Genomic DNA, 14,439 nt, shown 5'->3' on the forward strand with positions numbered 1-14,439 from the left:
TAATAGAATATTTAAAATGGTTAATAAATATTTGAATCTCCGGAGATCCTCCCCGGTTCTCTTAATTCTCATTAGTTGCAGAAGCCATAATGATGATTTCATCCTGAATTATTTTGAGCATGAATTGCATTCTATTATTGACAACTTGCTGCGTGGACTATGATCCAGAAATCCCCATCTCCACTATAAGTGAAACTATATGTTTCCCCTAAAATGTTTGGATTTTCATCTGTATTACCATACTGTCCTGGTGCAATAGTGGTTGGTGCTGAAGAATCATTAAAAAATATGTGGGTTTCATCAATAGTAACTCCACTAAATAGATCAAACTCCACCTCTATATTAGTCCCAGTGACAGTAATAATTATATTCCCTGCCTGATAGCCTTTATTTTGATAGTCGTTTTGACCTGCTCCCGCGTAAAGTGGATAAGTATAAGAGCCATCAATTCCTGTAAAATGCTCTGCCCACCCCCATCTTTTATTAGTTAATCCAAGACTAATGAAAGTGTGATTACCTAACATAAATGCAGTCTCACAATCATTACCAGGAGGTACATAGTCGCAAGCATCAGGAATACCGTTCTGGTTTTCATCCACATTATCATCCCCATCTTCACAAATGTCACATCCATCGGGAATACCATCTCCGTCACTATCAATATTATCATCGTAACCAGGACAGATATCATCATTGTCTGGCACACAATCTCCATCCAAATCTCCCGGACCTGCAGGACAATCTTCTCCCGGGGTATCATTGCAGTTAAAAAAGATATGTAGATAATCTATAAAAGCATCTTCTGTTTCGGGGTTATCATCTGTATCCAGAAGATCTTCCACTTCCTGCCATGTGAGATAGCCTTCTTCTGTTTGAACTCCATCTTCTATATCGCCATAATTATTTGGCCAGTCCAGAAGGGTTAATTTGTAGTACAGATAATCTTCATCGGCTTCTTCTCCAAACTGGGGAGTGGGAATTACCACACATAGAGGTTCAGCATAATAATCACCATTAACATCAATTCCTGTAACAGGGGAACCAGCATTGCCACGAGGATAAAGCTGAATATCATTTTCCCCATCTCTCACATACCATACTTCCAGACTGTAATTGGCAGTATAATGCCTTCCGTTATTGGTACAATAATTTGCAAAAACGCAGAATTCTTTGAGTTCGCGGGGAATCAGGTCAAAGAATAAATATCCATACTGGCTCACCTCACGGTTATCATAACAAAGAACTTCAACATCTACATATTTTTTAACCCCGGCACCTAGGTTTATAGTCATAGGGAGTGGATTGGCAACATACCCATCAAATATTCCAGATTCTTCCTCATCTCTTGGAGCGATCCAGATGATATTTTCTTCAGAATCATAAACAATAAATTCCTCCAGCATATAAGTACCTGCCTCCAGCTCCAGCTCCTGTGAATAATCGGTAAAATAGTCGATAGTACCATCATCATCTAAATCATCAGACAAAATCTCCAATGTCACAGGCTCCATTGCCACACCATTCCTGGACAAGACCACCATAACAGAAGAGGGTGCCGCATCAGAACATTCAGGAAGATCTGAAAAATGTTGTTTATTTTGGGACCTGTTATTCATAAGATCATTAAGAGTAGCACCAAAGGACAAGGTAGCCTGTTCAGTTTCCTTGCTGGTAACATCTGTTTCTTCTGTGCTACAGGAAGTTAAACAAATGGCAATAAGTGCCAATATTAGAAGAGGTAGTTTTATTTTCCCCATAACTTGAACTTTTAAATAATATGTAGAATGGTTAATAATTTGCATACTTTTCCCAATAAAAGGCTTAGCTCATTTCTTTGTTGGGGTAATTCTTTTTTGGCTTTAATAAGATTTTGGAAGTGGGGTGACTCTTTCTTATCTCAATGTAAATGTAATTTTAAAACTGCTGTATGGCTATGGGGGAAAACCCCTATTTTCGTTCCGGCACCTATAAGGGCTATGGAATTCTCAGGCATTGATTTCTACCAGATTATGATTAATTGCATAAATAATACTTTCCAGTATGGTGTCAGATTTTGTTCTCTTTATAATATTGGAGCGGTGTTTTTCTATTGTTTTTGGAGATATAAATAATGTGGAAGAAATCTCCTTTGTCTTGTACCCTTTGCAAAGAAGTTCGATTATTTCCTTTTCCCTCTTAGTGAAACTAAAATCACACTGAGTGCTAGTACTTGTAAAGCTTTCTTCTACTTTTGCAGAAGCAGTTCCTACTTCTTCATAAAGAAAAACCTCCTCTCCAGAAAAATCTATCATCATGACAAACTGATCTCCAAGGCCATTGCTAAGTTTTGAAAAACTTATTTTCGCCTCTCTTACCTTATCATTTTGTAACAGGAGATTTGTTTTAGTAACGGCTTTAAGATGCTTACCCCTGGAAAAATTCCTTAAACTTGCCTGTACCTTTGCTTTATTCTCCACATTCACAAAATCTGTAAGCCTTACATTCTCTGCGGCTTTAACCTTGAAAGTCTTTTTAAAGGCATCATTCATGGCTAGAATGGTATTCCCTTCCAAAAGAACCACTGGCTTCACCATAAGATTAAACATACCCATAAAACAATCTTTCCAGTAATTAGACAAAGAAGATTTTACATATATTCTGTTTATAACCTTTTCACATAAAGCATTTATTGAAGTACTTTCAGAAATTACTTCATCTACTATATTGGCAAAGTTATCTTCCATTTCTTGTTTTTCCAGTTCTCCCACGAATAGGAAGAGCCAGCTTTTAGCAAGAAAATGAGTGGATTTGTAATTGGTGATGTTTTTCAAATCACTGGGGCAGCTAAAAGAAGTCTTATCAATGATGATAACATCTGGTAAAAGACTTATAGCAACACCATAACCAGCATGTACAGAAGTAGCTTCGCTTATTTCAAACTGAAGGCTTAGAGCTTCTTTTATTTCCCTAATAAATTTTTGACTTGTAGAAATTAAAAGTAAATGTTTTTTCTCATTCATCTTTCTCTAACAATTTAGTTTACCAAATGGCAAATAGTTAAACAAATTTTTAAGAAAGGGGCGAAAAAAAGATACTAGTAGGAATATCTTAAAAGGCGGGGAGTAAAAATAAATACTTCTTAATAACACTATCAAATATATACGATAATCTATTTTTTATGTAAAAAATTAAGTAATATTATACTTACAAAAACAAATTTTTCTGACTGTCAAGAATCCTTTTTTAACAGGCTTGAAACCAGTTTTTAGATCTTTTCTTTTTTCATTAACAAAGCTGTAACTTTTTAATTTTCTGTAAAAAAGGCTAAAACGTTATACGAACGTCTTTAAACAGAGTTTTTAAAAGGAAATGGAAAGGTGGGGCAACTGAAAAATTTCACATAAAAGGCTCTCTATGCATTACAGGTGGTAAAATAGCCCTCCTTACCTTTAACCAGATTCAGATTATACTTCAACAAAAAAAGAAAAGCGCATCAATTGATACGCTTCTTGAATAAATATAAGACTGGATTAGAATAGTTGTTGATATTAGAACCTATTCTTCTGTGGAGGAAGGTACGCTATTCAACAAAGCCGGATCATCTTCCAGATCACAACCATAGAAGAAATGATAATACTCCACATTACTTTCTCCTGAAAAAAGAGCCCGCACCTCTGCATCTGTAATTACACCTGCACGGATTATTTCTTCTTCCACATCATACTCATCGGTGTCATGTATGGTTATTTCAAAATAGTACTCGTCCTCGCCGCTCCCATCGGGTAAATTTATACAAAGTGGTTCTGCTGAATATTCCCCGTCTACCATGGTAACTTCAGATAAAAGGTTATCATAAAGCTGAATTGTTACCTCTCCTTCTTCATATTTCCAGACATCTATACTATAAGAAGCGGGATAATGCCTGCCATTAGGAGTACAGTAATTTCCAAAGAGACAGAAGTCTATTATTTCTGTGGGTTCAAGGTCGTAAAACAAATAGCCGTATTGATTCAAATTATCCGGAATACAATCCCCATTTTCATCCTGGGGAGTAGGAATACAATCCCCTCCTCCAGGGTTACTACAATTCAGGTAGAACTGTAAAAACCTCATATCGGTATCCTCTGTAGCAGGGTTATCATCTGTATCCCTAAGGATCTCAATAAGATCCCAGGTGATATACCCTTCCCGTGTAATGGCTCCGTCCACTATATCTCCATAATTCTCCGGCCAGTCTATTAAGGTAATCCTGAAAAACAAATAGCCTTCATCATCTGCTTCCCCATATTGTGGCGCAGGTATTTTTACACATAGAGGATCGGCATAGTACTCTCCTTCTTCATCTATCCCTGTTGAAGGAGTTACAGGTACATCATTTTGGGGATAAAGCTGAATATCCTCTTCTCCTTCTCTAACATAGTATAATTCAAGACTATAATTTGCCGCGTAAACCACATTATTAAAACAATATTGAGCAAAGAAGCAAAGATCATAAACCCTGTCCTGTACAAGCTCAAAAAAGGGATAGCCATACTCATTGGCCATTCGCTCATCATAACAGAGCACTTCTACATCTATATATTTTTTAACCCCTGCCGAAAGATTTATACTTATTGGAAGCGGATTGTCAATAAAATCTTCCAGCCCTTCTGTCCCTTCCCCAATCCTAGGTGCCACCCAAAGAATACTACCTTCTTCATCATAAACCACAAATTCCTCCAACATGTAAACATCAGGATCCAGTTCCAGATCATCAGAGTAATCTGTATAATACTCCAGGTTACCATCATCATCTAAGTCATCAGAAAGAATATTAACGGTAACAGGATCCATATCTACTCCGTCCAGCGACAAAAGTGCAACTGCAGTTGCCGGTTCTGCTGATGAACATTCGGGAATACCGGAAGAAGATTGCCTTTCCATAAGCCTGTTAGCCGAAACATTTTGCAACAGGGTATTAAAAGAGATACTGGCCTTTCCGGAATCCTCTTGTGCAGTTTCACCTTCTTCCTTACTGCAGGAAGCAAAAATAAACACAAGTAAAATGGCTATAACTCGAATATTCTTCAGGTCTTTCATAATATAAAACGAAATTAAATTTATACCTGAACCATTTGCCGGCCAGGTGCCCATAAGAAGACATATTCATCAGGTAAAAAGGGGCTAAACCTTTGTATTTTTATCATGAAAAAGAAGTGGAAGATATATCCGCTCCTGTTCTTGACTAAAATTAGAAGTTATTAAAGATTTGTATTATAGGGGAAAACCCGTAAAATAAGCCGGTTTATAAGTTCGCTGCTGAATTTTAGCCATTCCCCCTCTAAAATATGAATTTAGTTCTAAATTAACGTTCAGGGAATAAACCTTCCTTTTTAATTAGCAACACATTAAGTACCTTTGCCCCCTTGATTTATTTTATGGCGGAAAGCGAAGAAAAAATAGAAGTATTGGGGGCGAGAGTCCACAATTTGAAGAATATTGATGTTAGTATCCCCCGGGAAAAATTAGTTGTAATTACAGGTTTATCAGGTTCAGGAAAGTCATCTCTGGCGTTTGACACTATTTATGCTGAAGGCCAGCGAAGATATATTGAAACCTTTTCGGCCTATGCCAGACAGTTTTTAGGGGGACTTGAGAGACCAGATGTAGATAAAATTGAAGGACTGTCCCCGGTTATTGCTATCGAGCAAAAAACCACGAGTAAGAATCCACGGAGTACCGTAGGCACCATTACAGAGATTTATGACTTTCTCAGGCTCCTTTTTGCAAGGGCGGCTGACGCCTACAGCTACAATACGGGAGAAAAAATGGTTAGTTACACCGATTCCCAGATCAAAGACCTTATTATTAAAAAGTTCAACGGAAAAAGGGTTAATGTTCTGGCACCGGTAATCCGTTCCCGAAAAGGCCATTATCGTGAGCTTTTTGAGCAAATTTCCAAACAAGGTTTTGTAAAAGTACGTGTGGATGGCGAAGTAAGGGATATCGTTAAAGGAATGAAACTGGACCGTTATAAAACCCACGATATTGAAATTGTTATTGACCGGCTTCAGATTAACGATAAAACCGACGGACAAAAACGTCTTGATGAAAGTATAAAAACGGCTATGTATCACGGGGATGATACGTTAATGATCCTGGATCATGAAACGGAGGACGTGAGGTACTTCAGCAGGAACCTGATGTGTCCTACCACGGGAATCTCCTATCCAAACCCGGAGCCCAATACCTTCAGTTTTAATTCCCCAAAAGGCGCCTGCCCCAGTTGCAACGGGATTGGCACCTTGCATAAGGTAAATATCAGTAAAATTATTCCCGATGACAGTAAGTCTGTTAAGAACGGAGGACTTGCACCGCACGGGCCCCAAAAGAAAAATTGGGTTTTTTCTCAACTGGAATTAATAGCGGAACGTTTTGATTTTAAACTTACCGATCCTATCTCCGGAATTCCGAAAGAGGCAATGCAGATGATCCTTTACGGCGGAAAAGAAAAATTTTCAAAAGAATCAAAAGCCCTGGGCATAACCCGTGAGTACAAAATTGATTTTGAAGGAGTCGCCACTTTTATAGAAAGCACCTATAATAATAATGACTCCATTTCCCTAAGGCGTTGGGCGAAAGAATATATGGATAAGATTATCTGCCCCACCTGTGAAGGCGGAAGGCTGAGAAAGGAATCCTTATACTTCAAAATCAATGAACAGAACATTGCGGAACTTGCCCAAAAAGATATTGCAGACCTGGCTGAATGGTTTGAGGGACTTGAAAACCATCTTTCAGATAAACAAAAACTTATTGCCACAGAGGTTATAAAAGAAATAAGGACGCGCCTGCAATTCCTGACCGATGTTGGCCTTACCTATTTATCACTTAACCGTGGCTCAAAGTCCCTCTCGGGAGGAGAAGCGCAAAGAATTAGACTTGCCACACAAATAGGCTCACAACTTGTGGGAGTGCTGTACATTCTGGACGAACCTAGTATTGGCCTTCACCAGCGCGATAATGAAAAGCTTATCAATTCCCTTGTTTCCCTTCGGGATATTGGCAATACTGTTATAGTTGTTGAGCACGATAAAGATATGATTGAGCGGGCAGACCATGTAATAGACATTGGACCCAGAGCGGGTAAACACGGGGGTGAAATAATTAGCGAAGGCCCACCTTCAGAATTAAAAAAACACGAAACCCTTACCGCACTTTATCTTAATGGTAAAAAAGAGATCGCTGTTCCTGAAGAACGCCGTTCAGGCAACGGTAAAACCATTGAGCTGAAGGGTGCCACAGGTAATAACCTTAAAAATGTTTCTGTAAAAATACCTTTGGGTAAAATGATCGCGGTTACCGGGGTTTCCGGAAGTGGTAAATCTACCCTGATCAATGAAACGCTTTATCCTATAATGAACGCTCATTACTTTAATGGCGTAAAAGTGCCAAAACCCTATAAAAGCATCAAAGGACTTGAGCATATAGATAAGGTTATTGATATTAACCAGTCACCTATTGGGCGTACCCCACGCTCTAATCCCGCTACTTACACAGGAGTATTTTCAGAAATAAGAAGCCTCTTTACCAAAACTCCCGAAGCACAGATTCGCGGTTATAAACCAGGCCGTTTCAGTTTTAATGTTAAAGGAGGAAGATGTGAAACCTGCAAAGGCGGAGGGCTGCGGGTAATCGAAATGAATTTTCTTCCCGATGTTTACGTTGAATGTGAAACCTGCCAGGGCAAACGTTTCAACAGGGAAACCCTGGAAATCAGGTACAAAGGAAAATCTATTGCCGATGTCCTGGAAATGACCATTAATGAAGCTACCCAGTTTTTTGAACCTATTCCAAAAATTTTCCGTAAGCTGAAGACCATTCAGGATGTGGGATTGGGTTATATTACCCTTGGCCAGCAAAGCACAACCCTTTCGGGTGGAGAAGCGCAAAGAATAAAACTGGCCACAGAACTCTCTAAACGTGACACCGGAAATACTTTTTATATTCTTGATGAACCTACCACCGGTTTACATTTTGAAGATATAAGGGTCCTGATGGAAGTGCTTAATAAACTTACCAATAAAGGAAATACCGTTCTTATTATTGAGCATAACATGGATGTTATAAAAATGGCAGACCATATTATAGACATTGGCTACGAAGGTGGAAAAAATGGAGGTAAAGTAATTGTTACCGGCACTCCGGAAGAAGTTGCAAAGCATAAAAAAAGTTACACTGCTAAATTCCTCAGGAAGGAATTGCATTAAAAATTTAAATTTTAAGATGAGACCTAGACAAGGAAACAAAGCCTGGAACGAGATAAAAACAAATGATTCCTGGGCTATATTTAAAATAATGGGAGAATTTGTGAACGGCTATGAAAAGCTAAGCCAGATTGGCCCGTGCGTATCCATTTTTGGCTCGGCGAGAACAAAGCCAGACCAGAAGTATTATAAACTTACTGAAAAGATCGCCGCGAAAATTGTTGACCATGGCTATGGCGTGATTACCGGCGGCGGCCCCGGAATAATGGAAGCCGGAAATAAAGGCGCGCACCTTGCTGGTGGCACCTCTGTGGGACTAAATATCGAGCTGCCTTTTGAACAGCATGATAATCCGTATATAGACAGTGACAAGAGCCTGGACTTCGATTACTTTTTTGTAAGAAAAGTAATGTTCGTAAAGTATTCCCAGGGTTTTGTGGTAATGCCCGGAGGCTTTGGAACTTTAGACGAACTGTTCGAAGCGATTACCCTTATTCAAACTCATAAAATCGACAAATTTCCTATTATTCTTGTAGGTTCTGATTTTTGGAGCGGACTGGTGGAATGGATTAAAACCACCCTTTGCGATAGCTTCAAAAACATAAGTGTTGCAGACATAGATCTTGTACAGGTTGTAGATACTGAAGATGAAGTTATTGAAGTACTGGATAAATTTTATGCGGAATACAATCTTAGCCCTAATTTCTAGTTTATTATAATAACAGCTCTTATGAAACTTTGTTTATCTTAGCCCGGATTGTATCTTATCTAAATCTCCATTGTTAACTTGAAATATTTTCTCTTTTCCTGCTTCTTTCTTACGCTTACCGCTTTTAGTTTTGGGCAGAACGGCATCTCCGTGCATGCCAGGCTGGATGCGAAAACAGATACAATTTATATTCAGCAGGAAATTGTTTATGAGAATAAGAGTAAGGACACGCTTTCTGAAATATTCCTGAATGACTGGATAAACGCCTTCAGCAGTAAAAGCAGTTATCTGGGGAAGCGGTTTTCAGAAGAATTTGTAAGGAAATTCCATTTTGCAAGCGCACAGGAACGCGGTGGAACGGTAATAAATGAAATCGCAGATAAACAGGGTGATTCCATTGGATGGACACGGGTGCCTCAGAGGGTTGATTTAATTAAAATTAAGCCCAAAGAAAGTATCGCTCCCGGTGATAAATTTACCCTGAATCTTAATTATGCCATTAAAGTACCTTCAGATCGTTTTACCAGGTATGGCAAAGATTCCCAGGGCAATTACAAGATGCGCTACTGGTATATCACTCCTGCCGTTTACAGGGAGGATGGATGGCGCCTCTACAGCCATCAAAATCTCGGGCTGGATTATACCCCGCCGGCAAATATTGAGCTTAATCTTGAAATCCCCTCCTCCTATTATGCCGCTTCAGGCCTAAATACCCTTAACATTTCTACCGAAAACGGGAAGAAATTTGTCCGGATGGTTGGCGAAGACCGGGTAGAATCCAAACTATATCTTACCCAGTCCTTTGTTTTTGAAGATCTTTATGCCTACTCTCACGAGGTAATCACAGATCTGGAAGATGACGATCTCCAGCCGGAAGTAAAAGCTATTATTCTTAAGCGCATCCTTCAGTACCTGGATACAAGATTAGGAGAATACCCTCATAACAACATTTTCATTACCAGGGAAGATTATCAAAATAGTCCAATATATGGACTAAACCAATTGCCCGGTTTTATCCGTCCGTTTCCTGATGGCTTTCAGTATGACCTGAAACAATTCAAAACCATCACCTACAATTATTTACAGAACACTCTGTTGCTCGACCCGCGCAGGGATCAATGGGTAAAAGATGCCATTCTCGTCTCGCTTATGATGGATTATGTGGATACCTATTATCCAAAGATGAAACTTATTGGAAACCTTAGTGACGTTTTTGGGATTAGATGGTTTCATGCCGCCGATCTGGAGTTTAATGACCAGTATCAATTGCTGTATATGAATATGGCCAGGATGAACCTGGACCAGGCTTTAAACACTCAGCAGGACTCCCTTATAAAATTCAACAAGAATATTGCAAACGCGTATAAAGCGGGAATAGGTTTGGAATATGTGGACGATTACCTGGGAACAGATGCAGTGAAGGAATCCATCCACGAATTTTACCAGGAGTATAAACTCCAGCCTACGACCCAGGAAAGTTTCAAAAATCTTCTTCAGCAAAATGCTTCAAAAGACCTTGAATGGTTTTTTGAAGATTACGTGAACACCAATAAAAAAATAGATTTTTCCATAAAAAAGGTAAAAAGGGAAGGTGATTCTCTTATAGTGACAGTCAGGGACAGACGCAATACTGCCATGCCTGTCTCAGTTTATGGGCTTGACGAAGGAAAAGTTGTATATAAAACCTGGGTAGATGGATTTGGAAAATTAAAAGAGGTGAAAATTCCGCGGAAAGACGTGAAGCGGGTGGCACTTAATTATGAGCAAAAAATTCCTGAAGTCAACCAGAGGAACAATTATGAAGGCGTAACGAAATTACTGGATAAACCACTACAATTCCGGCTTTTGCAGGATGTGGAAGACCCAAGGTACAGCCAGTTATTTTTTATGCCGGAGTTTGATTATAATCTTTATGACGGGATTTCCATAGGCCCAAAGCTCTACAACAGCACCTTTCTCAACAAGAACCTGAATTATAAAATTTCCCCAAAGTATGCTTTTGGCAGCGAAACTATTGTAGGATCGGCCTCCGTCTCTTACACCCACCAGTACGATAATCAAAAATTGTATGCCGTAAGCTACGGGATTGGCGGAACACGTTTTTCCTATGGCTATAATTTGTTTTATGAGAAATTTACTCCCTTTATGGTTTTTGCCTTCAGGGATGAATATCTTAGGAGTAATGAGAGGCAGTATCTAACAATTAGAAACGTAGGGGTACAACGGGATGTTAACCCTATAGACCCTGTGGAGCAGCCAGATTATAACGTATTTAACGTAAAATACACTTACAGGAATCCGAATATTGTAGATTACTATTCCGGCTCTGTAGATTACCAGCTGGCAGAGAAGTTCAGTAAAATTTCGCTTAGCCTGGAATACCGGAAATTGTTTAAGAACAACCGCCAGGTCAACCTTCGCCTGTTCGCAGGAACTTTTCTTTACAACGATGTTCAAAATACCGATTATTTCAGCTTTGCCTTAGACCGGCCTACAGATTACCTCTTCGACTATAATTACTACGGAAGAAGCCAGGGCAGCGGACTATTCAGCCAACAAATTATTGTAGCTGAAGGGGGATTTAAATCCCAGCTGAAGCCTGCATTTGCCAATCAATGGATGACCACTCTTAACGGTAGCACCAACATCTGGAACTGGATCTATGCTTATGGCGATGTTGGACTCGTAAAAAACCAGTTTCTCCAACCAAAATTCATGTACGATTCAGGAATACGGGTAAGCCTTGTAGCCGATTATTTTGAGGTTTTCTTCCCTGTTTACTCCAATTTAGGCTGGGAAATTGCACAACCTAATTACGACCAAAAAATTCGTTTTATCGTTTCCCTGGATATTAATACCTTAATTAAACTCTTTACCAGAAGGTGGTATTAAGCTTAGGAGCTTTACGGTTTCATCTTACCCTCTTTTTAGCCATTGAATTATTCTCAAAAATTCTCCTGTTACGGAGAAGTTAATTTTTTATTAATTAAAAATTAGCAGTTTCAGATACAGAAAAGCTAAAATAACTCAAAATTTATGAATTGTATATAATCATTGTTTTCGCTACATTTGTATTTATTCAAAACCAAGTTCATGCACAGCGAAATACAGACAAAAGATTCCATATCCTTTGAAGATTTTAAGGCGCAGGTCCTTAAAGACTACAAAATTGCTGTTACCAGCAGGGAATGCAGTATCCTGGGAAGACGGGAAGTGCTTACCGGTAAAGCAAAGTTTGGAATTTTTGGGGATGGCAAGGAGGTACCGCAGCTAGCCATGGCCAAAGCTTTTAAAAATGGAGATTTCAGGTCGGGTTACTATCGTGATCAAACCTTTATGATGGCTATTGATGAACTTACAATCCAGCAGTTTTTTGCCGGTCTTTACGCCGACACCAATATAGAAAACGAGCCCATGTCTGCCGGAAGGCAAATGGGTGGGCATTTCACCACACATAACTTAAATGAAGACGGTTCCTGGAAAAATTTGATGAAACAAAAAAATTCCAGTTCAGATATTTCTCCCACGGCAGGACAAATGCCCAGATTATTGGGCCTGGCACAGGCTTCAAAAATTTACCGAAACGTTGAGGGGATTGATGCTGAAAAATTCTCAGACAATGGAAACGAAATAGCCTGGGGAACAATAGGCAATGCCAGTACCAGTGAAGGCCATTTTTGGGAAGCTATAAACGCGGCCGGTGTGATGCAGGTTCCACTGGTAATGAGCGTTTGGGATGATGAATATGGAATTTCTGTACATGCGAGGCATCAAACTACTAAAGAGAGCATTTCAAAAATCCTGAAAGGCTTCCAGCGCAACGAAGACGAGAAAGGGATTGAAATAATTGTGGTAAACGGCTGGGATTATGTCGCCCTTGTGGAAGCCTATGAAAATGCCGCCAAAATTGCCCGAAAGGAGCATTGCCCTGTGTTGATACATGTAGTGGAGCTTACGCAACCGCAGGGCCATTCCACTTCAGGGTCTCATGAACGCTATAAAAGTGAAGAAAGGTTGGGCTGGGAAAAGGAATATGACTGTAATGTTAAATTCCGGGAATGGATTATAGAAAATAATTTTTCTTCCGCAGAAGAACTGGACCAGCTCGAGAAAGAGATAAAGAAAGAAGTAAGGGAAGGCAAAAAAGAAGCCTGGAACAATTACCTTCTCCCTGCCAGAAAAAAACAGAAAGAATTAATACAGCTGTTAACCAAAGCTGCAGGACAAAGTTCCAATAAGAATTTTATTATAAAACTGAAGAATGAGCTGGCCTCTTCCAGGGAAGCGCTGAAGAAGGATGTGATCTCTACAGCAAGAAAAGCACTTCGATACCTTTTGGGAGAAAATTCCGCTGAAAAGCAGGAACTTTTAAAATGGCTGGAAGAATACACCGAAGAAACCCATGAAGAATATAGCAGCCATCTTTACCAGGAAAATGATTCCAGATTTCGGGAAGTAGCGCCGGAATATGATCCAAATGCTCCTGAAGTAGATGCCCGTGTTATTCTCAGGGACAATTTTGATACTATTTTCTCTAACCGCCCGGAGACGTTGATCTTTGGCGAAGATACCGGCGAGATTGGGGATGTTAACCAGGGATTGGAAGGATTACAGGCAAAGCACGGGAAACTAAGAGTAGCCGATACAGGAATAAGGGAAGCCACTATCCTGGGACAGGGTATAGGAATGGCAATGCGCGGACTGCGCCCTATTGCTGAGATCCAGTATCTTGATTATGTGATGTATGCCCTGCAAACCATGAGTGACGACCTCGCCACCCTTCACTACCGCACAAAAGGAAAACAAAAAGCACCACTCATTGTAAGAACCCGTGGCCACCGCCTGGAAGGTATCTGGCATAGCGGCTCACAATTGGGGGGATTGATCAATTTGCTAAGGGGAATGTATATACTTGTTCCCCGTAACATGACCAAGGCAGCAGGATTTTACAATACGTTGCTGGAAATTGACACCCCGGCGCTGGTTATTGAATGCCTGAACGGTTACAGGTTAAAAGAAAAGTTGCCAACCAACCTGGGAGAATTTAAAACACCAGTGGGTGTTACAGAAACTTTGAAGGAAGGAAGAGATATTACTCTTGTTTCTTATGGTTCCACGCTACGTATCGTAGAACAAACTGCTCAGGAACTGGAGGAATATGGTATTAATGCTGAAGTTATTGATGTACAGTCTTTACTTCCTTTTGATTTAAACCATGACATTGTAAAAAGTGTGGAGAAAACAAACCGCTTACTTGTTATAGACGAAGATGTTCCGGGAGGCGCTTCGGCATATATTTTACAAAAAGTGCTGGAAGAGCAGAATGCTTACCGTTTTCTGGACAGCAAGCCCCAAACGCTTACAGCCAGGGAACACCGTCCTGCCTATGGATCGGATGGGGATTATTTCTCCAAACCTTCTGCGGAAGATATTTTTGAAAAAGTCTATGCCATTATGCATGAGACCAATCCGGCGAAATTCCCTAAACTCAGATAGTAATTTGAC

At 39.8% G+C, this 14,439-nt stretch carries 7 protein-coding genes; 4 read left to right on the forward strand and 3 right to left on the reverse strand.

The window, feature by feature from the left end; all coding sequences use genetic code 11:
* Positions 1 to 134: 134 nt before the first annotated feature.
* The 3 genes from RM553_RS15635 to RM553_RS15645 all read right to left on the reverse strand — a co-directional run bounded on the left by RM553_RS15635 (position 135) and on the right by RM553_RS15645 (position 5,058).
* A complete protein-coding gene (locus RM553_RS15635; RefSeq protein ID WP_311535886.1) occupies positions 135 to 1,757 on the reverse strand; it encodes a hypothetical protein in 1,623 nt (540 codons plus the stop codon).
* A 228-nt stretch (positions 1,758 to 1,985) separates the two neighbouring features.
* A complete protein-coding gene (locus tag RM553_RS15640; protein ID WP_311535887.1) occupies positions 1,986 to 2,999 on the reverse strand; it encodes a LuxR C-terminal-related transcriptional regulator in 1,014 nt (337 codons plus the stop codon).
* Positions 3,000 to 3,534: 535 nt separating this feature from the next.
* Positions 3,535 to 5,058: a hypothetical protein gene (locus tag RM553_RS15645; RefSeq protein WP_311535888.1), complete on the reverse strand. Its 1,524-nt coding sequence runs from the start codon at positions 5,056 to 5,058 to the stop codon at positions 3,535 to 3,537.
* Between the two features lie 338 nt (positions 5,059 to 5,396).
* Between RM553_RS15645 and uvrA the strand changes: the two genes are divergently transcribed.
* The 4 genes from uvrA to RM553_RS15665 all read left to right on the forward strand — a co-directional run bounded on the left by uvrA (position 5,397) and on the right by RM553_RS15665 (position 14,430).
* Positions 5,397 to 8,228, forward strand: coding sequence for an excinuclease ABC subunit UvrA (uvrA, locus tag RM553_RS15650; RefSeq protein WP_311535889.1), 2,832 nt, complete (start codon positions 5,397 to 5,399; stop codon positions 8,226 to 8,228).
* A 16-nt stretch (positions 8,229 to 8,244) separates the two neighbouring features.
* Entirely contained in the window at positions 8,245 to 8,934 is a 690-nt protein-coding gene (locus RM553_RS15655) for an LOG family protein (protein ID WP_311535890.1), read from the forward strand.
* 78 nt (positions 8,935 to 9,012) lie between these two features.
* Positions 9,013 to 11,826: a gluzincin family metallopeptidase gene (locus RM553_RS15660; protein WP_311535891.1), complete on the forward strand. Its 2,814-nt coding sequence runs from the start codon at positions 9,013 to 9,015 to the stop codon at positions 11,824 to 11,826.
* Between the two features lie 201 nt (positions 11,827 to 12,027).
* Positions 12,028 to 14,430 (forward strand): thiamine pyrophosphate-dependent enzyme, encoded by a 2,403-nt coding sequence (locus RM553_RS15665; RefSeq protein WP_311535892.1) that lies wholly within the window; start codon positions 12,028 to 12,030, stop codon positions 14,428 to 14,430.
* The last annotated feature ends 9 nt before the right edge of the window (positions 14,431 to 14,439 follow it).

Source organism: Autumnicola tepida, assembly GCF_031846485.1.
Lineage (GTDB): Bacteria > Bacteroidota > Bacteroidia > Flavobacteriales > Flavobacteriaceae > Autumnicola > Autumnicola tepida.